Origin of the sequence: Rhodovulum sp. MB263 (assembly GCF_002073975.1) — a bacterium.
Taxonomy (GTDB): domain Bacteria; phylum Pseudomonadota; class Alphaproteobacteria; order Rhodobacterales; family Rhodobacteraceae; genus Rhodovulum.
Genome location: NZ_CP020385.1, coordinates 176,304 through 197,942, shown reverse-complemented (window position 1 = coordinate 197,942; position 21,639 = coordinate 176,304). Strand labels below are relative to the sequence as shown.

General features: G+C 70.8%; 15 protein-coding genes. 4 read left to right on the top strand and 11 right to left on the bottom strand.

The genetic code is table 11. The annotated features are described in order from the left end of the window. Window positions 1–2 precede the first annotated feature (2 nt). The 4 genes from B5V46_RS18980 to B5V46_RS18965 are packed head-to-tail and all read left to right on the top strand — an operon-like array spanning window position 3 to window position 5,027. The gene (locus tag B5V46_RS18980) at window positions 3–995 is read left to right on the top strand and encodes an iron ABC transporter permease (protein WP_080618252.1); all 993 of its coding nucleotides are present in this window, start codon (window positions 3–5) and stop codon (window positions 993–995) included. Then, the gene (locus B5V46_RS18975) at window positions 992–2,032 is read left to right on the top strand and encodes an iron chelate uptake ABC transporter family permease subunit (RefSeq protein ID WP_155774207.1); all 1,041 of its coding nucleotides are present in this window, start codon (window positions 992–994) and stop codon (window positions 2,030–2,032) included. The genes B5V46_RS18980 and B5V46_RS18975 overlap by 4 nt, the downstream gene beginning before the upstream one ends. 32 nt (window positions 2,033–2,064) lie before the next feature. Next, entirely contained in the window at window positions 2,065–4,167 is a 2,103-nt protein-coding gene (locus tag B5V46_RS18970; RefSeq protein ID WP_080618251.1) for a condensation domain-containing protein, read from the top strand. 38 nt (window positions 4,168–4,205) lie between these two features. Continuing rightward, window positions 4,206–5,027, top strand: coding sequence for an ABC transporter ATP-binding protein (locus B5V46_RS18965; protein WP_080618250.1), 822 nt, complete (start codon window positions 4,206–4,208; stop codon window positions 5,025–5,027). Here the strand turns inward: B5V46_RS18965 and B5V46_RS18960 are convergent, their stop codons facing one another. From B5V46_RS18960 to tssM, 11 genes are all read right to left on the bottom strand, one after another. Next, entirely contained in the window at window positions 5,028–6,845 is a 1,818-nt protein-coding gene (locus B5V46_RS18960) for an ABC transporter ATP-binding protein (RefSeq protein WP_080618249.1), read from the bottom strand. After that, entirely contained in the window at window positions 6,842–8,710 is a 1,869-nt protein-coding gene (locus B5V46_RS18955; protein ID WP_080618302.1) for an ABC transporter ATP-binding protein, read from the bottom strand. The genes B5V46_RS18960 and B5V46_RS18955 overlap by 4 nt, the downstream gene beginning before the upstream one ends. 543 nt (window positions 8,711–9,253) lie before the next feature. Beyond that, a complete protein-coding gene (locus tag B5V46_RS18950) occupies window positions 9,254–9,628 on the bottom strand; it encodes a hypothetical protein (RefSeq protein WP_080618248.1) in 375 nt (124 codons plus the stop codon). Between the two features lie 31 nt (window positions 9,629–9,659). After that, window positions 9,660–10,145, bottom strand: coding sequence for a hypothetical protein (locus tag B5V46_RS18945; protein ID WP_080618247.1), 486 nt, complete (start codon window positions 10,143–10,145; stop codon window positions 9,660–9,662). Window positions 10,146–10,324: 179 nt separating this feature from the next. Further along, window positions 10,325–11,356, bottom strand: a complete 1,032-nt coding sequence (locus B5V46_RS18940) for a hypothetical protein (RefSeq protein WP_155774206.1) — start codon at window positions 11,354–11,356, stop codon at window positions 10,325–10,327. Next, window positions 11,343–13,094 carry a hypothetical protein gene (locus tag B5V46_RS20075; protein WP_196774419.1) on the bottom strand — a complete coding sequence of 584 codons (1,752 nt, stop codon included), beginning with the start codon at window positions 13,092–13,094 and terminating at the stop codon, window positions 11,343–11,345. The genes B5V46_RS18940 and B5V46_RS20075 overlap by 14 nt, the downstream gene beginning before the upstream one ends. Then, a complete protein-coding gene (locus B5V46_RS18925) occupies window positions 13,091–14,344 on the bottom strand; it encodes a DUF4123 domain-containing protein (protein WP_196774418.1) in 1,254 nt (417 codons plus the stop codon). Before B5V46_RS18925 ends, B5V46_RS20075 begins: the two co-directional genes overlap by 4 nt. A gap of 183 nt (window positions 14,345–14,527) precedes the next feature. Next, window positions 14,528–16,540, bottom strand: coding sequence for a serine/threonine-protein kinase (locus B5V46_RS18920; protein WP_080618242.1), 2,013 nt, complete (start codon window positions 16,538–16,540; stop codon window positions 14,528–14,530). Then, entirely contained in the window at window positions 16,537–17,316 is a 780-nt protein-coding gene (locus B5V46_RS18915; protein ID WP_080618241.1) for a PP2C family serine/threonine-protein phosphatase, read from the bottom strand. The genes B5V46_RS18920 and B5V46_RS18915 overlap by 4 nt, the downstream gene beginning before the upstream one ends. Continuing rightward, on the bottom strand, window positions 17,313–18,002 hold the full coding sequence (gene tagF / locus B5V46_RS18910; RefSeq protein WP_080618240.1) for a type VI secretion system-associated protein TagF: 690 nt from the start codon (window positions 18,000–18,002) through the stop codon (window positions 17,313–17,315). The genes B5V46_RS18915 and tagF overlap by 4 nt, the downstream gene beginning before the upstream one ends. Next, the gene (gene tssM, locus B5V46_RS18905; protein ID WP_080618239.1) at window positions 17,999–21,637 is read right to left on the bottom strand and encodes a type VI secretion system membrane subunit TssM; all 3,639 of its coding nucleotides are present in this window, start codon (window positions 21,635–21,637) and stop codon (window positions 17,999–18,001) included. The genes tagF and tssM overlap by 4 nt, the downstream gene beginning before the upstream one ends. Window positions 21,638–21,639: the final 2 nt, after the last annotated feature.

The window sequence follows — 21,639 nt, the reverse complement described above, 5'->3', positions numbered from 1 at the left end:
CCATGGTCCGCGGCTCCCGGATCTGGCTGACCCTCGGCCTGCTGGCGGCGGTGACGCTGGCCAGCCTGTTTTTCGGCCCGCGCCAGATCGCGCCCGATGTCACGCTCGAGGCCCTGCTGCGCTTCGACCCGGCCGAGGGCGCGCATCTGCTGGTGCGCGACCAGCGCCTGCCGCGCGCCCTGCTGGCGCTGGTGGTGGGGGCCGCGCTCGGGGCGGCGGGGGCGATGATGCAGACGCTCACCCGCAACCCGCTGGCCGATCCGGGGCTTCTGGGGGTCTCGGCCGGGGCGACGCTGGCCATCGTCTGCCTGATCGCGCTGACCGGGCGGATCGATATCGCGGGCTCGCTCTGGGCCGGGATCTTTGGCGCCGGGCTTGGCGGCGCGGCGGTCTTCGCGCTTGGCGGCATGGCGCAGACCCGCGATCCGGTCCGGCTGGTGCTGGCGGGGGCGGCGCTCTCGATCGTGCTGCTGACCCTGACCCGGCTTGTCACCGTCAATGTCGAGGCCCATGTCTTCGACCAGTTCCGCCACTGGGCGGTCGGCTCGCTGCAGGGGCGCGACTGGCAGGTGCTGGGGCCTGCCGCGGCCCTTGTCAGCCTTGGCGCGCTGGCCGCGCTGGCGCTTGCCCGTCCGCTCGACGCGCTGGCGCTGGGGCAGGATTTCGGCCAGAGCCTCGGCGCCGATCCGCGCCGGATCTGGCTCGCTGCCGCCGGCGTCATCGTGGTGCTGGGCGGCGTGGCGACTTCGGCCGCGGGCCCCATCGCCTTTGTCGGCCTCTCGGCCCCGCATCTCGCGCGCCATATCGTCGGCCCCGCCCATCGCGGGCTTCTGCTGGCCTCGATGATCCTCGGCGGCGCGCTGGTCGGCATTGCCGATCTGGCCGGACGGGTGATCGGCGGACCGAGCCAGATCGATGTCGGCATCATGGCCGCGCTGATCGGCGGGCCGGTCTTCGTGGCGCTTGCCCGCCGGATGCGGATGAACGCGCTGTGAGCGGGGCCGCGCATATCGTCTGGCGCTGGCGCGGCCTGTCGCTCCGGAGCGGGCGGCGGGCGCTTTGGGTCAATCTCGCGCTGATGCTCCTGCTCGCGGCCGGGGCGCTGGTCTCGCTGCGACTGGGGCGGATCGCCATCGGCCCGGCCGAGATCTGGCAGGTGCTGGCGGGCGAGGCGCCGTCGCGGATGCTGGCCCATGTGGTGATGGATATCCGCCTGCCGCGCCTCCTGGTGACGCTGGGCGCGGGGGCTGCGCTGGGGGCCTCGGGCGCGATCTTCCAGACAGTGTCGCGGAACCCGCTGGGCTCGCCCGACGTGATCGGCTTCACCGCGGGCGCGGCCAGCGGCGCGCTGGTCTGGATCATCGGCTTGGGCGGCAGCGGGGCGGGCGTGGTGCCCGCGGCGCTGGCGGGCGCGATGCTGACCGGGATCTGCGTCTACCTGCTGGCGCGCAAGGACGGGCGGGTCGGCGCCTACCGGCTGGTCCTGACCGGCATCGGCGTCGGCGCCGTCCTCAGCGCCCTCAACGCGCTTCTGCTGGTGCGCGGAGACCTCGACGCCGCGATTTCCGGCAATCTCTGGCTCGCGGGCTCGGTCGAGGGCCGGAGCTGGGGCCATGTCTGGCCGCTCTGGCTGGGGCTGGGGCTTTTGATGCCGCCGCTTCTGCTGGGAATGCGGCCGCTGGGGCTGATGACCATGGGCGACGATCTCGCCGGCCCCCTGGGCGTGCCGGTCGAGCGGGTGCGGCGGTGGATGCTGGCGGGCGCGGTGACGCTGGCCGCGCTGGCCACGGCGGCGGCGGGCCCCATCGCCTTCGTGGCGCTGGCCGCGCCGCAACTGGTCCGGAGGCTCGCCCGCATGCCCGACCAGCCCCTGATCGGCGCCGCGCTGATGGGGGCTGCGCTGATGCTGGGCGCGGATCTTCTCAGCCGCCTCGCCCCCTGGGGCGCGATCCTGCCGATCGGCCAGGTCACCGGCGTCATCGGCGGGCTTTACCTGATCTGGCTGCTGACCCGCAAAAGACGGCGGGGATAAGCGATGCCCCCGCCCATCAGGAAGGACAGACCATGACCGCCCACGGCCCCGACCATGCCCTGCCCAGCCGTCCGTCCCGGCCCGCCGAGGGACGGGCCTGGCTGGCGCATCAGCAATCCGACCAGGGGCTCGCCCCCCGGATCGCCCAGGTTGCACTGCCCGATCACGCCGAGCCGGGCGCGGTGGCCGTCGCCCTGGCCGGGCGGCTGGCCGGGCGGGCCGAGCTGACGCGGCTCTACCGCTTCGACGAGGCTTGCGGGCTGCTGGTGACGCCCGGCCGGGGCCGTCCCGACCTGCGCCTCCGCTGGGCCGCAAGCGCGGACGGGATCGGCCCCGTTATCGACAGCTGCACCGCCGCGCCCTGGGATCTGTCGCACGAGCCGCCCCTGCGCGTCGTGCTGGTGCTGGCCCCCGGCGCCACGCGGCTGGCCCTGATCCGCCATCCGGTGGCCGACGATCTGCCCGACAGCGCCGCGCTTCTGGCCGAGCTGGTCCCCGGGGCGCAGCCCGCATCCGAAACCGGGACCGGGGACGCCATCGCCCGGCTCATCCTCGCCGAATTCCGCAGCGCGCTGGAGGCGCCGCAGATGACGGCCGATTGCGATTTCTTCGACATGGGCGGGCATTCGCTGACCGCCACCCGGGTCATCGGCCGGCTGGCCGCGACCCACGGGATCGAGCTGCGCCTGAACGATCTCTTCCTCCACCCGACGGCCGCGGCGCTGGCCCCGTTCGCGCGCCGAACCGGGCCCGGCCCCGAAACGGCGCCCGACCGCTGCGCCGACCCCGCCGGGCGGGCGCCGCTTTCCCTTGCCCAGGCCTCGCTGTGGAAGATCTACGCCGCGCTCGGCTTCGGTCCGATCTTCAACATCCCCTTCGTCCTGCGCTTCCTGGACCCGGTCGACGAGGCCGTCTTCGCCACCGCCTTTCGCGACGTGATGGAACGTCACCCGGCGCTGCGCAGCCGGTTCGCCGACAGCCCGGGCGGGGTCTTCCAGGAGGCCGTTCCGATGGAGACGGTCGACCGCATCGGCTGGTTCAGGCGCTCGGGCGATGTCGAGGATCCGGCCCCGGTCCTGACCAGCGAGGCCGCCCATGATTTCGACCTGGCCCGCGAGCTGCCTGTCCGGCTCCGCTTCATCCGGACCGGCGAGGGACAGCTCTTGTCCTTTCTCTTCCACCACATCGTGTTGGACGAGTGGTCGGTCAACCTGATGATGGACGAGCTCGCCCGCGCCTATGCCGCCCGCGCCGCGGGACGACCGCCGCTCTGGGCCGCGCCCGCCGCGCCCTTCCATGCCTTCGCCCGCAATCAGGCCGCCCGGGGGCCCGATCCGCGCGCCCTGGATCACTGGCTGAATGCGCTGCGCGACGCCCCGCCGCCCTGTCCGATCCGCCGTCCCGATGCCCCGCCCCTTCCCGCGCCCCAAGGCCCGGATGCCGCCAATGACGCGGGCGGCGCCTGGTGCGAGATCGCGCTGGAGCCCCATGTCTCGGACGGGCTTTATGCCCTGTCCAGGGCCTGCTCGGCCTCGCTGTTCAACACCGTCTACGCGGCGATTTCCGTGGCGCTGCAACGGCTGGCGGGGCTCGACGCGCTGACCGTCGGCACCTCGGCCTCGGGCCGGACCGATCCCGGTTATTTCGACACGATCGGCTATTTCACCACCGTCACCGCGCATTGCCTCGGCGCGCAGGGCGGGCTGACCCCACGCGCCCTGATCGGCCGCGTGCGCGACATGATCAACGGCTCGCTGCCCCATTGCGAGATCCCCATCGATCTCGTCGAGGAAGCCCTCTCCGACGGCCCCGCCGCCCCCGGCGCGCATATGTTCGAGGTCTTCATCCAGATCCATGCCCGGAACGCCCTGAACGGCGTGCTGGAGGGCCCCGACGGCCCGGTCCGCTTCCGCCAGGTGGACCCGGACAAGACCGACTCGGTGCTGGGGCTGCAATTCGAAGTGGTCGAGGACGTGATCGGCGGCGAGCGGGGCCTGCGCATGATGATGAGCTATCGCCACGCCCATTACAGCGCCGATGACGTGGCCGGGCTGGTGGCCGCCGTCACCCGAACCTGCACCGCCTTCGCCGGCGAGGGGGCCGCCGACCGGCCACTCGACGCCCTTCTGTCCTGACCCCAACCGCGCCCGCGCCAAGCCAGCCCGAGGTTCCCATGACCCGACCCGATCCCCGCCCCTTCCTTGCCGACACCCCCGCGACCGCGCCCCGGCTGACCGCCCATGCCCTCGGCCTCAGCTATGCCGGCAAGCCGGTCTGCCGGGACATCACGCTGAAGGTGCCCGAGGGCCGCGTCTCGGTCATCCTGGGGCCGAATGGCTGCGGGAAATCGACCCTCTTGCGCGGGCTCTGCAACCTGCTGCCGCCACAGAGCGGGCGGGTGCTGCTCGATGGCAGGGACATCGCCCGGATGCCCGCGCGCGCGCTGGCCTGCCGGGTGGGGCTGCTGCCGCAAAGCGCGCAGGCGCCCGCCGGCATCACCGTGGGCGATCTGGTGGCGCGCGGCCGCTATCCCCATCAGGGCCCGTTCCGGCAATGGAGCGCAAGGGACGAACGGATCGTCGCCGAGGCCATGGCCGCCACCGGCATCGCCGATCTGGCCGGGCGCGATGTCGACGCGCTCTCGGGCGGACAGCGCCAGCGGGTCTGGATCGCGCTGGTGCTGGCGCAGGAGACCCCGATCCTGCTGCTGGACGAACCCACGACTTACCTGGACATCGCCCATCAGCTCGAGATGTTGCGCCTGCTGCAGCGGCTCAACCGCGAACGCGGGCGCACCATCGTCGCGGTGCTGCACGATCTGAACCAGGCCTGCCGCTATGCCGACCACCTGATCGTGATGGCGGAGGGCGCGCTGGTGGCCGAGGGCACGCCGCGCGCGCTGATGACGCCGGCGCTCTTGCAAAAGGTCTTCGGGCTCGACGCGGTGATCCTCGACGATCCGGTCAGCCATACGCCCCTGATCGTGGCGCGTTGATCAGCCCGCCACCGACCAGCGCTTGCGCGCGCCCTGCGCGGCCCACATCCGGGCATAGCGCCCGCCCTGCCCGATCAGCGCCCCGTGGCGGCCCGCCTGCACCAGCTTGCCGTCCTCGATGACAAGGATCTGGTCGGCCCCGACGATGGTCGACAGCCGGTGCGCGATCACGATCACCGTCTTCTCGGCCACCAGCGCATCCAGCGCGGTCTGCACCGCCAGCTCGCTTTCGGTATCGAGCGCCGCCGTCGGCTCGTCCAGCACCACGATGGGCGCGTCCTTCAGAAGCGCCCGCGCGATCGAGATCCGCTGACGCTCGCCGCCCGAAAGCCGCCCGCCGATCTCGCCCAAGGGCGTCTGCCAGCCCTGCGGCAGCCTTTCGATGAACTCAAGGCATTGCGCGGCGGCGGCAGCGGCGCGGACCTCGTCCTCGCTCGCCTCGGGGCGGCCCATCCGGATATTGGCCGCGACGGTGTCGTTGAACAGGTACACATCCTGGAACACGACCGAGACCAGCCCGTCGATCCGGTCGGCCGGGATCTGCCGCAGATCCACCCCGCCGATGGTGACGCGCCCCTGATCGGGATCGAAATGGCGCAGCAGCAGCCGCGTCAGCGTGGTCTTGCCGCAGCCCGAAGGCCCGACCAGCGCGGTCAGCGAGCGTTCGGGCAGCACCGCGTCGAAATCGCGGATCGTGGGGCTTTCGGCATTGGCATAGGTGAAGCTCACGCCCTCGAACCGGATCTCGTGGCTCTCCGGCATGGCGGGCGGGTCCATCTGCGGCGCGGGCCGGATCGCCATCAGCGCCGCGATCCGTTCCAGCGCGGCCTCCATCACCTCGAGCATGGCGGTATAGAGGATGAAGGTCGACAGGGGTTCCGACAGCCGCACCACGATCACGAAGACCGCTCCAAGGGCCGCCGGATGCAGGCTGCCCGCCACCACCAGCCAGAGCCCCACGCCAAGCACCGCGACCAGCCCCAGCTCGACCACGCTGGCCACGATGATATTGGGCTTGGCGCCCTTGCGATGGCCGAAGATCTGGATCTCCTCGAGCTTGCGGAAGGTGGCCGAGAGCCGCTCGGCCTTCTCGCCCGCCCGGCCCACGGCGCGCAGGATCGGCAACCCCTGGGTATATTCCAGCACGTCGGCGCTGGCCTCCTGATGGGCCTGTCCGAGGATGCGCTTGCCCCGCCCCAGCGCCGGACGCCGCCAGCGATAAAGCGGCACGATGGCCGGGAAGACCAGCAGCAGCAAGAGCCCCAGCCGCCAGTCGAACAGCAAGATCCCCAGTGCCGCGCAGAAGGGTGTCACCACCGCGGTGAAGACGAGGTTCAGCACCGTCAGCGCGTAAAGCAGGTTCTCGTCGACATTGCCCAGCACCATCGAATTCAGCTCGCCCGCGCGCCTGTCCTGAAGCTGCTCGAGCGGAATTTCCCGCAACTTGGCGCCCAGACGGCTGCGCAGCCGCCAGGTCGCGCGCACCATGCGCCCGTCGAAATCGAAGCCCTGCGCGACCCAGCGCAGGCCCGAGGCCGCGCCCATCAGAAGCACCATCACCCCGAACCAGACCAGCGCCTCGCCCAGCCCCGGCCCGGTGGCCGCCGCCGTGAACAAGGGCGCGATGGCCGCCAGCCCGAAGCCCTGAAGCGCGGCCGCGGCGATCAGGCCTGCCAGCGCCCGGCGCAGCCCCGGCGCATCCTCGGGCCCGACGCTGTCCGCCAGCTGGCGGAAGGTGGTGAGAAAGGAGGTGGCGCCAGTCTTTCCCGTCTTGCCGGTCTTGCGGGGGATTGCCCCGGCTTTTGCTGTCGCGGTCATTGGGCTGCCTCCCCTGTCACGGTGGCCCGAGCCGCGCCCAGCGACCAGCTCTGTGCCTTTTCGTAATTCCGCCAGAGCCTTGCATAGGTTCCCCCGGCCTCCAGCAGCGCGTCATGGCTGCCCCTCTCGGCGATGCGGCCGCGCTCGAAGACAAGGATCTGGTCGGCATCGCGGATCGTCGCCAGCCGGTGCGCCACCATGATCACCGTGCGCCCGCGCATCAGCTCGGACAGCGCCGCGATCAGCTCGGCCTCGTTCTCCGGATCGGCAAAGGCCGTGGCCTCGTCCAGCACCAGCAGGGGCCGGTCCTGCAACAGCGCGCGGGCGATGGCGATGCGTTGCCGCTGGCCACCCGACAGGAACACGCCGCGCTCGCCCACCGGCGTGTCATAGCCCTGCGGCAACGCGCGGATGAACCCGTCGGCCTGGGCCGCCCGCGCCGCCGCGATCACCTGATCGTCGCTGGCATCGGGCCGCCCGATCCGGATATTGCCCGCGATGGTGTCGGCGAAAAGGAAGCTCTCCTGGAAGACGAAGGCCACCTTTTCCAGAAGATCGTCGGGGGCAAGCGCCCGGATATCGGTGCCGTCAAGGCAGATCCGCCCCGCCGTGACATCCCAGAAGCGCGGGATCAGCCGCGCCACCGTGGTCTTGCCGGCCCCTGACGGCCCGACCAGCGCGGTCACGCTGCCCTGCGCCACCGCGAAGCTGACATCCTGCAAGGCGGGCGCCAGATCCGGGCCATAGGCGAAGCTCACACCCTCGAAGCTCAGCGCCGAAGGGCCTTCGGCGGCGTCCCTGGGGCTGGCGGCGGCCAGATCGGCGCGCCGCTCCAGCTCGGGGGCCTGCATCACCTCCTGGATCCGGGCGACGCTGAGCCCGACCTTCTCGATCATGTGGCGCAGCATCATCATCGGCATCATCGCCTCGGCCATGCCGGTGCAGATGAGAAGCACCCCCAGCCAGCGCGACATCTCGAGATCGCCCATGGCGGTCAGGATCAGCCCCGCGCCCAGCACCAGCGTCAGGGTCGGCATCGGGCTGAGAACCAGCCAGGAGAACCGCGCCGGGAAGCCCGCCGCGCGATACCAGTCGAGCATCACCTTCAGATAGCCGTCGAGCGCCGCCTGATAGCGTCCGAAGCTCTGCTGCCCGCTGTCGAAATTGCGCACCACCGGCATTGCCTGGACATATTCGACCACCGCCGCGCTGACCTTCTCGCGGGCCGCGTTATAGGCCCGGACCATGTCGCGCCGCCGGCGCTGCGCCCGCGTGAGAATGCCATAGCCCAGTCCCAGCACCGCCAGCGCGACCAGCGCCAGCCGCCAGTCGAGCCAGAGCAGCAGTGCCAGCGTCACCGCAGGCGTCACATAGGCGCGGGCATAAAGCGGCGTGCTGTCGGCCACGAAGACATGCAAGGCCTTGACGTCGTCATGGATCACCTTGGCCAGCGCGCCCGCGCCCTGGGCCTCGACATAGCCCAGAGGCACCCGCGCCAGCCGCGCGGCCAGCCCGTTGCGCAACAGGCGCTCGAGCCGGAAGGCGGCGTAATGGGCCTGGTTGAAGGCCCCGAGCCGCGCCACATAGGCCCCGATGGTGCAGATCGCGACGCCCGCGAAGGTCCCCCAGGGCACGCTGCCCGGCGCCGCGACCAATTGCCCGACCGCCGTCATCAGAAGGACCATCACCGCCAGCGTGAACAGCGCCGAGCCGGCCGAGATCGCCATCGCCAGCCAGATCCGGAAGCGCACCGGTTTCAGGATAGCCCATGGGGAGACCCGCCTGCGCCTTGCGGGCGGCGCGTCCTGTGGGGAAATCTCGTGCCGGAACCTGTCCTGCCGCGCCCCGAGGGCCTGTCCATCCATCGCCATATGCCTGCCTTGCCGTCGATCTGCTTGTGCTGGCTGAAAGCCTGACGGGCGGGCTTGTGGCTGGATATCGGGGCCGACAATGGAGCCCCGGACGGGGAAATTCAAGCCTCCCGGCCCGGGCGCGTGCGGGGCCTTGCGCAGGGCCTTCCACATCGGCAGCCGGGGCAGGGTTTCCGGCAGGGGCCGTCATCGGCGCGACTGGCCTGCCACGCATTGCCGGGCTGGTGGCTCGATATCCCGGGCTTCTGTTCCGGCCCGGATTTCATGGCGCCGGCGACCACCCCGGAGCGGTCGATCCTCCGGGGCGAGACCTGATCGGCGCAGGCGTGCCCGTCCCCTTCCCGGCGCCGATAGGCAGAGCCCCCCGGGGTCGCGCCCGAAGGATCTGCCCCCGGATGGGCCGGGACCGGAAAACCTGTCCTTCCAGCTCATCCCAGTTTGAGATCTTGGAAGGTTGCTCCCTGTTCGGGACCGGACCCAATCGCCAGGCTCGAACCCGAGCCTCACAGGAAGGAACGCGCCTTCCGGATTTCACAGCTAGAGATCGATATTCATGTCCCGCGAGAAGCAGGCCAGGAACGGGCCGCCGGGACGGCCCGCGAAATAGAGCGGCAGGGCCGACAGCACCTCGCCGCCCGCATCGGTCGCGGCAACCCGGCGGTCCGAGAATTCCACGAGCCGCCGGTCCGAGCCGAAGGCCAGCGTGGCGCTCCGCGCTTCCTGGCGCGACAAGAGCGGCACCATTCCCGCGGCACGCTCCGACGCCCAGGGCGACCGGGCCAGGATCGTGTCGGCCGCCGCCCCCGCATCGGGTTTGCCCCAGATATGCGCCATCCGCGCCAGATAGGGCCCCGCGATCTCGACGAAGCCCTCGCGGTCGCGCCGCTCGACGGCCTGATGCAGCCGCGCCATCGCCTGCCACAGCGCGTCGCGGGTTTCGCCGTCATCCTCGAGCGGCTCGGTCCCGGCCCAGGCGACATCGCCCAGCGGCGCATCGTCGATCCGGAACTCGACCGGAACGATCCGCGTGAACTCCCGCGAGGGCTTGCCGTCGCCGAACCAGATCGTGAAGGGCCGCTCGGCCTCGGGTCTGGGCCGCGAGATATTGCCCAGATCGGGCTGACGGCCGCCCGCTGAACAGGGTCAGGGGCTCGGATACCAGCCGTTCCTCCTCCATGCCGTAGCGCGCGTTCAGGAGCGTGGCCTCGCCCAGGCGCCCCTGCGACAGCTGGATCTGCACCGAGACCTCGGGCGTGGGCGTATAGCTGCGCTTCTCGACATCGAGGGGTTCATAGACCACATCCAGCCGGTTCGCCCCGTCGCGCAGCAGCTCGGTCGCCGGGAAGGAAAAGACCAGATCCCCGGGGCTGGCATGCAGGATCGTCGGCGCGCCGTTCAGATAGACCTCCAGAACCGCATGATGCCCCATGCAGATCAGGGAATAGGCATTCTCCGCGGGCGCGGGGCCCGCAAGAAGCCGCGACGCGCTCCCCGGTAACGCCGCGAGGCCAATCGCAGTGGCGAGGAAATGGCGACGTCCGGCCTCTGACGGGCCGCGTCCCGGTGCGGTCGGCCCAGGCGGGGCGGCAAAGGCCGGAGCGGCAGGCTTCACTTCATGTGCCGCGAGAAACTGACGAGGAACGGGCCGCCTGGTTGACGGGCGAAATAAAGCGGAAGCGCCGCAAGGAAATCGCCCTCGGCATCCAGCGCCGTGACCCGGTGATCGGCAAAACAGGCAAGCCGCCGGTCCGATCCGAAAAGCAGCGCCGCGCCCCTGGCCTCTTCTCGCGACAGGAGCGGACGCAGGCTGGCAACCTTGTCCGACGCCCATGGCGCGGAGTCGAGGATCATTGCCGCCGCCGCGTCCGCATCGGGCTTACCAAGCATGTAGGCCAACCGCGAAAGATACGGCCGGGCGATCTCTACCAAGGCCACGCGATCCTTTCGTTCCACTGCCCGATGCAGCCGCGCCATAGCCTGCCAGAGCGCATCGCGCATCCCGGGCGTATCGGTCAGCGGCTCGGTTCCGGCCCAGGCGACATCGCCCAGCGACGGATCGTCGACCTGAAACTCGATGGCGAGGATCCGCGTGTATTCGGGACGCGTGGCGTTGCCCTTGCCGGACCGGATCACGAAGGGCTCTTCGGCCCCGGCACGGATCCGAGAAATGGTGCCCGCATCGCGGCGCACCGGAATCCCGCTGAAGATCTCCGTCTCGCGCGGCGCGAGCCGGCCCTCGTCCATATCGTAACTGGCATTGAACAGGATGGCAGGCTCCTGCCGTCCCTGCGCCAGTTCGGCCTGGATCGCGACATCCGGGTTGGGGGTGTAGTTGCGCTCCTCGGGATTGAGCGGCTCATAGGCGATGTCGATCCGGTTCGCGCCATCGCGCAGGAAATCCGGCACGAAGAACGTCCAGGCCATGTCCTTGAGCGAGGTGTGAAGCGCCGTCGGAGCGCCGTTTACGTAAAGCTCGACCGTCGCGTTCCGGGCGAAACAGGAAAGCGTGTAATTGTTTTGCGGTGCAGAAGTCATGTTGTCCTTCGCCATCAGGATTACGGGAGTGCCGGACGTTGCGGCGGCACCCAGAGCGGATGCCAGAAAGCGTCGCCGGTTCGGCCCGGTGTCATCTCCATCCATCTTCCTCTCCCTCCGGCTCCATAAGCTCCACGACGACATCTGGTTCGGCAGCATTCGTCGTCGCCGTCACACTGTCCTTGGTCGATGTCGAAGAGACGGTGCTTTGCCCGAAATGATCAAGGCTGTCCTCGGATTCTTCCGTCACCGACATTTCGAACTTGGCATAGGCCCTGAGTATGACCCCCTCGAAATAGTAGAGCCGCTCGGTCTTGCGGCCGCCATCGGCGCTGCGAATGACGCGGCCGCCGAAATGCCAGCCGGTGCTGACTTCTGCCCCGGCCGATGCCTCGGCCTTGAAAAACCACAGATCCGCGTCGAGACGGGCGGCAGCCTTGATCTTGCCGGTGATCTTGGCCTTCGCGGTGAAGGTATGCTCGATCTCTTCCAGGCGGGCCTCCCAGTCATCGGCATTGCCGATGGTGAGGCTGGCGATATCGCCCATGCCATAGATCAAATCGCCTTCGCCGGCGACCTTTATGAAGCACTCGGCGCTGGCCGAAACCGCATTGCCCGGATTGGCCAGACGCCGCCGGATCTCGGGGCCCCTGGGGAAGCGCGACAGGAACAGATCCAACAGGTCCATCTTGCCGGTCACCGACAGCCCGTAGGTCACCTCGCAGCCCGACAGCGCCAGCGCCAGATCGGGCGAGGCCTCCTTGCCCTTCAGTTCGAGATTGCCGATCTTCAGCCCCAGCCTGAGCTCGATCCCGATCGACGAGCCGAAGGCATCCGATTGCGGCGCCCGCAGCGCATCCGGCGAACCCGATTCGCCGGCCAGACCGTTCATCGCGTCCTGAATATCCTCGATGAAGGAGATCAGCGGAGTGCTTTCGCCCTGCTGCTGCCGCTCCTGCGCCCGGGTCGGGGGCGCCTGCTTCTCCTCGGCCTGACCGGTCTTCTCGAATTCCAGGGTCTGGTTGCCGACCTCGCCGGTGATCTTCCCGGTCAGCTTGGCCGACAGCGTCGGCAGGCGGCTCGTGAAGATCTTGATGCCGACGCTGCCCTCGATCTCGGCCTCGAGCTTGGCATGGGGCAGCGGGCAGACCGTCAGCCCGCCGAAGCCCGCCCCGACGCATTGATTGGCCGCGGCCACCGGGTTGCGCTGCGACCGGTAGGTCGAGCTCTGGATCGCGAGCCCCATGATATAGACCGCCGTGATCACCTCTGGCGGCAGGATCTTGCCCGACAGCGCGGGCATCTGGAACGGCGTGGTGACGATCCGCTCGTCGCTGTCGGGAATGACGGAATTGTCGTCGGCGAAGTTCGAGGGCCGCAGCGAGGGCACGCCCGCCTTGCCCTGCTTGCAGTCCTCCTTGCTGGTGATCTTCAGCCTGGCCTTGGCCGAGGGTTGGCCGCCATAAGGGTCCTTGCAGGTCAGAAACAGCGTGCGCGGTCCCTTCTCGGGCACGGGCCAGGTCACCTTGCGGCTGGCATCCGCGGCATCCTCGATCACGAATTCCCTGAGACAGCAGGGCTCGCCCGGGGCGCAGTCGCAGGCCGCGCCGCCATTGGCCAGATCGAAGGCCTCGGCCTCTTCCTGCGCGCGCAGCGCGTTGGCCTGTTCCACCGCCTGGTCGAGCTGCTCCTGCAGCATCCGGCGATGGCCGGGCGAGGTCTCGGCCGCGATCATCGGCGGGTTCATGGTCAGCGTGTTCAGCATAAAGGGCGGCTGCGGCATGTCGGAGCCCAAAGCCCAAAGCAGCGCCTCTTCGGCATTCATCGTCGTTCCCGCCATCATCCCTGTCCTGTCCTGAGTGCCGGCGCGGCCAGGCCCGCGCCCCCGCGTTCGCCAAGCGCCAGCGCCAGCCAGCGCAGCAGCCGGTCCTTGCGCTGGAACGGCAGCGCGCGGCGATCTTCGAGGATCTCTGCGGCCCGGCGGTCCCTCTCCGCGAAATCGACGCCGAAGAACAGCACCGCACGGGCCAGCGCGCCGACCTGCGCCCGCGACGGCATGTCGTGGAGTTCGCCCAGCCGCATTGCCTGGGTGGCGGCTTCGAGGCAGGCCTCTGGGCCCTTGTCCTGCCCGAGCGAGCGGTAAAGCCCGCGCGCCACCGACTGCGCGGTGCGCTGCCGCTTGAGCCGGTCGAAGCGGGCGAATTCGGCCTCGGTCACATGCAGATTGCCCGGCGCCACCGCCCGCCCGCGCGGCGCCAGCCGCAACAGCCGTCCCTGCAGCGTCGCCGGGTCGTCGAGCGGCCCGACCGTGGCGCCCGGCAGATGCGCGGCCAGCGACAGCTCGGCCGAGAGCGGCAGGAAGAAGCGCTGCACAGGCGCCGCGAAGCCCGCGAAACGCGCGGGCTCCAGCGCCTGGGCCATGTCCGACAGCACCCGCGGGTCGTGAAAGCGGAAATACAGCGGCGCCGCCTCGCGCCCGGGCAGCCAGGCCATGGTGTAACGCCGGAAATGCGCCCGCAGCGCCATCGCCCCGGCCTGGCTCTGGAAGCAGATCCCGGCATGGCTGTCGGGCGCCAGCGCCATCAGCGCGCGGCTGACCTGATCGCGGCCCGACAGCGGCACCAGCCAGGGCGCGGCGGCCTGCCGCTCGGCATCGGGCGTGGCATAAAGGCAAAGCGCGCCCTGCGAGCTGTCGCGCACAAGTTCCAGCGCATCGGGCCAGCAGACCGGGTCGATCAGCGCCCAGGCCGGGCTCGGCCCCTCGAACAGCGCAGGCCAGCCGCATTCCGCGAGATCGAGCGCCCTCAGCCCGGCCGCCTGCGGCCGCTCGCGGCTCGGGGCCGGGCTGTCGAGAAAGACCGGACGCCCGCGCCCGAGCCGGAGGCTCAGGGCCGGATCGAGCGGAAGGCTCTGCGGATCGAGCGGCTCGAAACTTGTCATCCGGTAGCCCTGCCCGAGCAGCGCCTCGGCGACATGCGCCCTGAATTCGGGATGGTCCGGCGCGCGCATCGCGACCTGTCCGCCGACCTCGGCGGCAAGCCGGTCGCGGGCGGTATAGCGGGCCAGCAGAAGCGGGGCGTACAGACGTGTCACAGCTCCGCCCCCGACCGGCAGACCGCAGCATCGGACCGCCGGTTTTCGTTTGAAACGAACAGCATGGTTCTCACTCGTTACAGTCGGGCCAGTACGGCGCAACGGCAACATAGAGGCATTCCAAGCAGCAGCAATCGCCACGGCCCGGATTCTCGGCGAGATCCTGCCGGTGCGATCCGGAAACTACCCGTCTTCCGCCGAACCCGGCGGCAGCAGTTGCAGATGCGCCAGCGCGGCCCCGGCGCCGCCGCCCCGCCCGGCGATTTCCTCCAGCAGGGCCGGCAGAAGCTGCGCGGCGGGGGTGCCGTCGGCGGCGGTCGCGGCCGCCGCCAGCGGCCGGGTCGCGGCCACCGCCAGCAAGAGCTGCGGCGCGGCGGGGGCGCCCTCGGGCAGGCTCAGGCCGAAGCGCAGGCTGCCATCCGGCCCGATCCGGTCGGTCAGGTCGTAGACCGCCCCGTCGGGCGCGACCAGCGCCACCCAGACCCGCGCCGGACCCGGCGCCGCGACCGCGGCACGCACCTCCGCGCCGCTCGCCACCTGCTCGGGCGTGGCCGACAGGACCGGCAGCGGGCCGGGCCGGGCCTGAAGGCTGCGGGCGAAATCGAGCACGGCGCATTGCGCCTCGCTCACCGGCCGCTCGAGCACCGCCGGGCGGCTGCCGAAACGGGCCTCATAGGCCGCGGCCAGCGCTGCATTGTCTTTTCCCTTGCCTTCGGCCGCCCCGCCGCGCCCGTAGCGCTCGACCACACCGGCACGCGGCCCGGTTTCGACCCGGGTCAGATAGCTGCAGGGCCCGCCGTCCCAGGCGGCCAGGAACCCGGTCCGGCCGGCCTCCTGGCGCGGCGGCAGCCGGGCCTCGATCCCGGCCTGGGGGCCCTGGCTAGGTCCGATCAGCCCGGCGCTCCAGCCATACCAGCCAGCCGCGCCCAGAAGCGCCAGGAACACCGCCCCGAGCCCGCCGATCAGCCGCAGCGCGGCCCGGTCGCGGGGCGGCTCGGGCGCCGGCTCCGGTTGCGGCTCCGCCCGGGTCGCGCGCGCGGCTCCCGGCCGGCCCAGCCCCGGCGGCAGGGTCAGCCCGCCGGGCACCGCCGCGCTGGGGCCGCCATAGCGCGGCGGCAGCAGATGCGGATGCTCGATCAGCCGCAGCACCTCGTCCATCGAGGCCGGGCGCGCGGCCGGGTCGGGCTCGAGCATGTGGGTCAAGAGCGGCCGGAGCGCGGGCGAGACGCCGGACAGGTCGGGCACCCTCTGGCGGCGCTCGGCCGCCTCCTCGATGCTGTTGCCCATCGGCAGCGCACGACCGGACAGCGCCGCCCCCAGCAACAGCGCCAGCCCGTAGATATCGGTCTCGGGGCCGACATGGCCGCCGAAATGGCCAAGCTGCTCGGGCGCGACATATTTCAGCTTGCCCGCGAAGGTGCCGGGCGCCTCGTCCTCGGACAGCCGTGCCGAGCGGGCGATGCCGAAATCGATCAGCCGGGCCTCGGCCACCGCGCCGCCGGGCAGCATCACGTTGTCTGGCGACAGGTCGCGATGGATCACGCCATAGGCATGGGCCCGGGCCAGCGCCCCGGCAAGCCGGCGGATCAGCGCCTCGGCTGCGGCCGGCGGCAACGGCCCCGAGCGCGCCATATGGTCCGAAAGCGTGATGCCCTCGATGAATTCCATCACCAGGAAATAGCGGTCGAGCGCATGGTCGTGGACGTAGTTGTAATAGCGCACGATGGCATCGTCGGCGAGCTGGCGCAGCATCCGCGCCTCGCTGCGGAACAGCGCGCCCGCGCGCGGATCGGCGGCCAGATCCGGCAGGATCGCCTTGATCGCGACCGGATCGCCGGTGCCGATCTCGACCCCGCGATAGACCGAGCCCATGCCGCCCGAGCTGAGCACCCCCACGATCCGGTAATTGTTGTTGATGACGGTTCCGGCCGAGAGCATCGGCACGCGGGGCGCGGCTTGCGCGGCGCCTGCACCTGCTTCGGACGGCGCAGGGGAGGCCGAGATGCGGGTCACATCCTCCCCGCCATGCGCGCCGCCCCCGCCCGGCGCCACGAAGGCGGTGCGCTCGTCGTCCGCGCCTGCGTCTCCGGGCGCATCCTCCCCGGCCGCCGCAGGCGGGCAAGAGACCCGCGTGAGGTCTGGCCCGGGGCCGGCATCGTCCTGCCCCTCCTTCCGCGGCGCCTCGGGGTCGCTCATAGCGGCGGTGCCGTCTTCTCGTCATCGTCATCGCCGCTGCGGCAGGCCAGCACCACGGCGGTGACATTGTCGCGCGCGCCGCGCGCCACGGTCTCGGCGATCAGCGCGTCGCAGGCGGCCTGCGGCGGCAGATCCAGCAGGATATCGGCGATCTCGGCATCGTCCAGATGCTCGGTCAACCCGTCCGAGCAAAGCAGGAACTGATCGCCCGGGGCGATCTTGCCCGAGACGATGTCGCATTCGGGTTCCGCCCCGACCCCGATCGCCCGGGTGATGACATTGCGCCGGGGCCAGGTCTTCGCCTCTTCCGGCGTGATCCGCCCCGCCTCCAGCGCCGCGCGCAGCTCGGTATGGTCGCGGCTTTGCTGCACCAGATGGCCATCGCGCAGCAGATAGCCCCGGCTGTCACCGCACCAGACCACGGCATAGCCGTCCTCATGGACCAGCAGCGCCGCCACGGTCGAGCCGATCGGCCCCGCCGCCAGCTCGGCCGAATAGGCGCGGATGCGCTCATTGGCGCGGATCAGCCGCTCCATGAAGCGGGCCTGCAGATCGACCGCCGAGACGGGCAGCCCGGCCCCGGACAGTTCGGCGACGATGGCCTGGCTGGCAAACTCGCCCGCCGCATGCCCGCCCATGCCGTCCGCCACCGCCCAGAGCCCCAGATCGGGCCGGGCGATCATGTCGTCCTCGTTGATCTCGCGGCGGCAGCCGACATCGGTCGCCATCCCGGTCTCGAGCAGGAACCAGCCGTTCCAATGCGCCTCGGGCCTCATTGCCGTTCTCCCGTGTCGCAGCCATCGGCGGCCACCCCCGCCAGCATCCAGGCCAGCGCCCGGGCCTCGGGCAGCCCGGTTCCGGCCAGCCATTGCGCGGCAGAGCGCTCATTGCCCGGGGTCCAGAACTGCGCCCGCACAAGGGCGGCCCGCTCGGCCTCGACCGGGCGCGCCGCGCGCAACAGCGCGCCGAGATCGCCATCGGGCCGATGCGCCCAGACCACGGGGCCTTCGGATGCGCGCTCGGCCGGCTCGGCCTCGATGGCAAGCTCGAGCCCGCGCAGAAGCGCGCGCGCCCCGTGCCCCGGCTCTGCCCGGTCCAGATGCTCCGACAGCGCCTCCCAGAGATCCTGCCCGCCCTCGCCGGCGGTCGGCGGCGCCACCTCGGCACCCTCGGTCAGCAGAAGCAGCGGATAGCGCCGCCCGACCCGGTCGCGCGAGGGCCGCAGCACCCCCGCCAGCGTCCGGCCCAGAACCGCACGCCCGACCCGGAAGCGCAGCTCCTGCGCCGCGTCCCAGAACGGCTCCCAGTCCCGGCCAAGCTCGTCGCGCAGCTCGGCCAGCGTGGCATCGATCCAGCCGGTCAACCCGTCGGCCACGCGGTCCGACAGCCCCGCGCGCAGGAAATCGCCATAGCCCGGATGCTTGCCCAGAAGCCCGATGCTTGCCCGTCCCGCCCCGGTCATTGCCGCGCCTCGACCGAGACCGGACAGCTGAATTGCGACAGCTCGGGCATCAGGAAGGGCACCGTCGTCGAATCGAAGGAGAAGCGATAGGTGATCGAGCGCCCGCCGACATCCTGGGTGACCTCGACCGAGGTGCCGTTCACCCGGCTCCGGCCCGTGCGCAGGAAGGTCACGATGTCCCAGCGGCCGGCATCGAAGCGGATGCCGTTGGGCCGCCCCGATTGCTGCGGGAACAGCGCCAGCGACACCCCCGATCCGGGGCCCGGCCAGCTGAGTTCGCCCGGGGTCGAGCCGGGCTGGGTCCGCAGCTCGGAGCCATTGATCCCCAGCACCGCCAAGTTGACCGAGGGCGAGGACGAGATATGGGTCACCGCCATGTCGACCCGCGGCTCGGAGGCGCCCGAGGCGAAGAAGGCCATCCGGATCGCCTCGATCCGGTCGAAGGCCTTCAGCAGATCGGGCGAGAGGCGTTCGCCGATGGCGCTGCCCGGGATCGGTTCCAGCCCGTCGGGGCCGCGCGTCACATGCGGCTGCAGATAGGTCGTGAAGAAGCGGTCGGCCCGTCCCCCCGGCGCGAAGAACTGTCCGAAAATGGCGGGAGAGACATGGCGTCCGCCCTCGGTGAAGGGGAAATAGGGCTCGATGAACTCGCGGCAGAAGGCGCCCACCTCGTCATTCATCGCCCGCTCGATCTGGCCGAGGCTGGCATCCTGCGCCTCCGAGCGGAATTCGGCCTCGACCGCGTTCAGCATCCGGCCGAGATCGGGCGGCAGGGCGCTGTTGTTCATGGTCAGCGCCGACAGCGTCTGGCGCAGCAGGGTCTCGTCGGCAGGGCTGGGGGCCAGCGCGGCATTGCGCCGGTTCTCGCGCAGCGCGGCGAGATTGGCCAGCACCGCATCGATGGGCCGGGCGCCGCGCTTGCCGGTCAGAAGCCGGTGCCAGTCGGCGAAATCATCCGAGATCCGCTGCACCTGGGCCCGCTGCGAGTCCTCGGACACCGCACCCGCCCGGGCCTGGCTCTTGCCCCGGACCTGAACCGCATCCAGAACCACGCGCTGGAACACGCCCGAGCGCGAATAGATCCGCGAGAAGACCGCGTCGCCCATGTTCCCCGCCAGATCGCCGCCCGCCGCGGCCTTGGCCGCATCCTCGGGCGACATCGCGTCGATCTGGTCGTAAAGGCGGCTCAGCCGGGTCTGGCGGCCGACTTCCTCGACCAGCCGGGCCAGCGGCGAATCGACCGGCGAGGCGGCGGCGGCGAGCGCGTCATAGCGCGGCGGATCGGCCGACATCGGCGCCATCGTCAGCCGCGACAGCAGTCCGGTCCAGGCGGCATCGAATTCCTGCCGGTAACGGCGGTGCAGGTCGCGTTCGAGGCTGCCCAACTGGCGGTCGTAATCGACCCGGTCGGCGGCCTCGCCCAGCACCCAGCGGTCATCCTTCAGCCGCGACCGGGCATTGGCAAGCTCGTCGAGGAAGAAGCCCCAATAGCCCTCGAAGGTATAGAGCCCGGGCAGCGACAGGTCCTCGAGCGGCGTTCCGTCGGTGGTTGCCAGCACCCGCCCGACCTGCCCGCCGATGGCCTCGGCCGGGGCAAAGGCCGGCAGGCCCGAGGTCAGCGCCCGGTCGCTGATCGAGGCATAGGCCTGATCGGCCAACGGCAGGGTGACGATGGCGTCGCGGGCCTTGCGTACGATCTCGGGGTCGATGCCGATGGTGATCCGGCGGTCGCCGTCCAGATCGAGCATGGCCTCGAGATGCTGGCTCAGCTCCTCGCGCAGCCGATACTCGCCCGGGGCCGAGAAGCGCGCCCGCCAGATCTCGTCGAAATAGGCCGCGACGACGGCATCGTCCTCGGCGCCGCGCGCTCCGCCCTGCCCGCCCAGAAGCAGATAGACCTTGAGCGCCCGGTAGATCGCGGCGGTATCGTCCTTTGCAATCAGCTGCGGCAGGCTGTTTTCCAGCGCCAGGATCAGCCGCGGCCGCAGCATCCGCTCGAGCCCGTCGGAATAGGCGCGGTCGGCGGCGGCGTGAAGCTCGTCATGGCGCGACAGGCCCAGCCCCTCGAACAGGCCCGGACGGCGCGGATCGACATAGCCCGCGGTCATCTGCCGAAGCCGTTGCAGCTCGGGCAGCACCACCGAGGCATCGGGATCGTCGATGACGGTGCGCGCCAGCTCGTTGCGCGCCGCGTCGCGATAGGCAGCGGCATCGGCATCGGCGGCGGCCAGAAGGCTGGCATTCTGCCAGAAGCTGTAGCCGAAGCCCGCCATGCCGCCCAGCGTGACCGCCGCGATCAGGCCCATCGCGGCACTGCGCAGGATCTGGCGGCGGCGCACCGCGCGGCGGTCGAAGCCGACCCAGTCGCGCTCCTCGAAGATCACCTTCTTGAGCAGGTCATGCAGGAAATAGCTGCGCCCCTTGCCCGACAGGAAGGCGGGCTGGAAGGCGGCCTCGTCGCCGCCCTTTGCCATCGCCCCCAGCACCTGGTCGATGGGCGTGCCCTCCTGGGTGCCCGAGGTGAAATAAAAGCCCCTCAGGATCGCGTTCGACTGGTAGCGCGTCGGCGCGAAGACCCGGCGCAGGAAGTCCGAGACGGTGTCGCGCAGCATCGCCATCTGCCCGGGCAGCCCGAAGATCGCGATCCGGGCCGCGCCGTCGGGCTCTTCGGTCATGCGGTCGCTGACCTCGTCCGAAAGCCGCGCCACCAGCGCGTCGAATTCGGCCGGCACCAGCTCGCAGGTGCGCGCGACGCGATCGCGGGTCTGGAAGGTGGTGCCCCAGACCAGCCGCCGCCGCGACTGGCTGAAAGAGCCGAAATATTCCCTGAAGCCCGAGATCAGGTCGGCCTTGGTGAACAGCACATAGACCGGCACGTCGATCTTGAGCGTCTCGTGCAGCTCGGCCAGCCGGCTGCGCACGGTCTCGGCATGGCGCGCCAGATCGGCCTCGGAGGCGGCCATCATGTCGGCCACCGAGAAGGCCAGGATCACGCCATTCACGGGCTGGTCGGGACGGCCCTTCTTGAGAAGCTGCAGGAACGAGGTCCAGCTCGCGCGGTCGGCCTCGGCATCGCTGTCCTGGGTGGTATAGCGCCCGGCGGTGTCGATCAGCACCGCCTCCTCGGCGAACCACCAGTCGCAGTTGCGGGTGCCGCCGAAGCCCTCGACGCCCGAACCGGGCCCGTCCCGGCCCGGAAAGCCGATGCCCGAATTCGCAAGCGCGGTGGTCTTGCCCGCGCCCGGCGGGCCGATGATCACATACCAGGGCAGATCGTAGAGCGCGCTCTTGCCGCCCGAGCGGCGCAGCTTGGCCAGCGCCTCCTGCATCCGCTCGGCCAGCACCCGGCCATCGCCCGCGGGCTCGGCCATCAGGCTGTCCTCCAGCGCCTCGGCGCGTCGGCGGCGGCGCAGCCAGCCGAGGCCATAGACCAGCCCCAGCGTGCCCGCGATCAGCGCGATCAGCCCGGCGCGGAACCAGACCGAGGCCAGGAGCGCCGATCCGGTCATCGGCAGCCCGAACCAGATCGCGGCGCCAAGCGCCATCAGCCCCAGAACGATCAGAAGGACGCGCATCCAGCGCGCCCGCCACATGGCGGCGAAGGCGGCGCCCACCGCCCGAAGAGCTCTTCGCATCC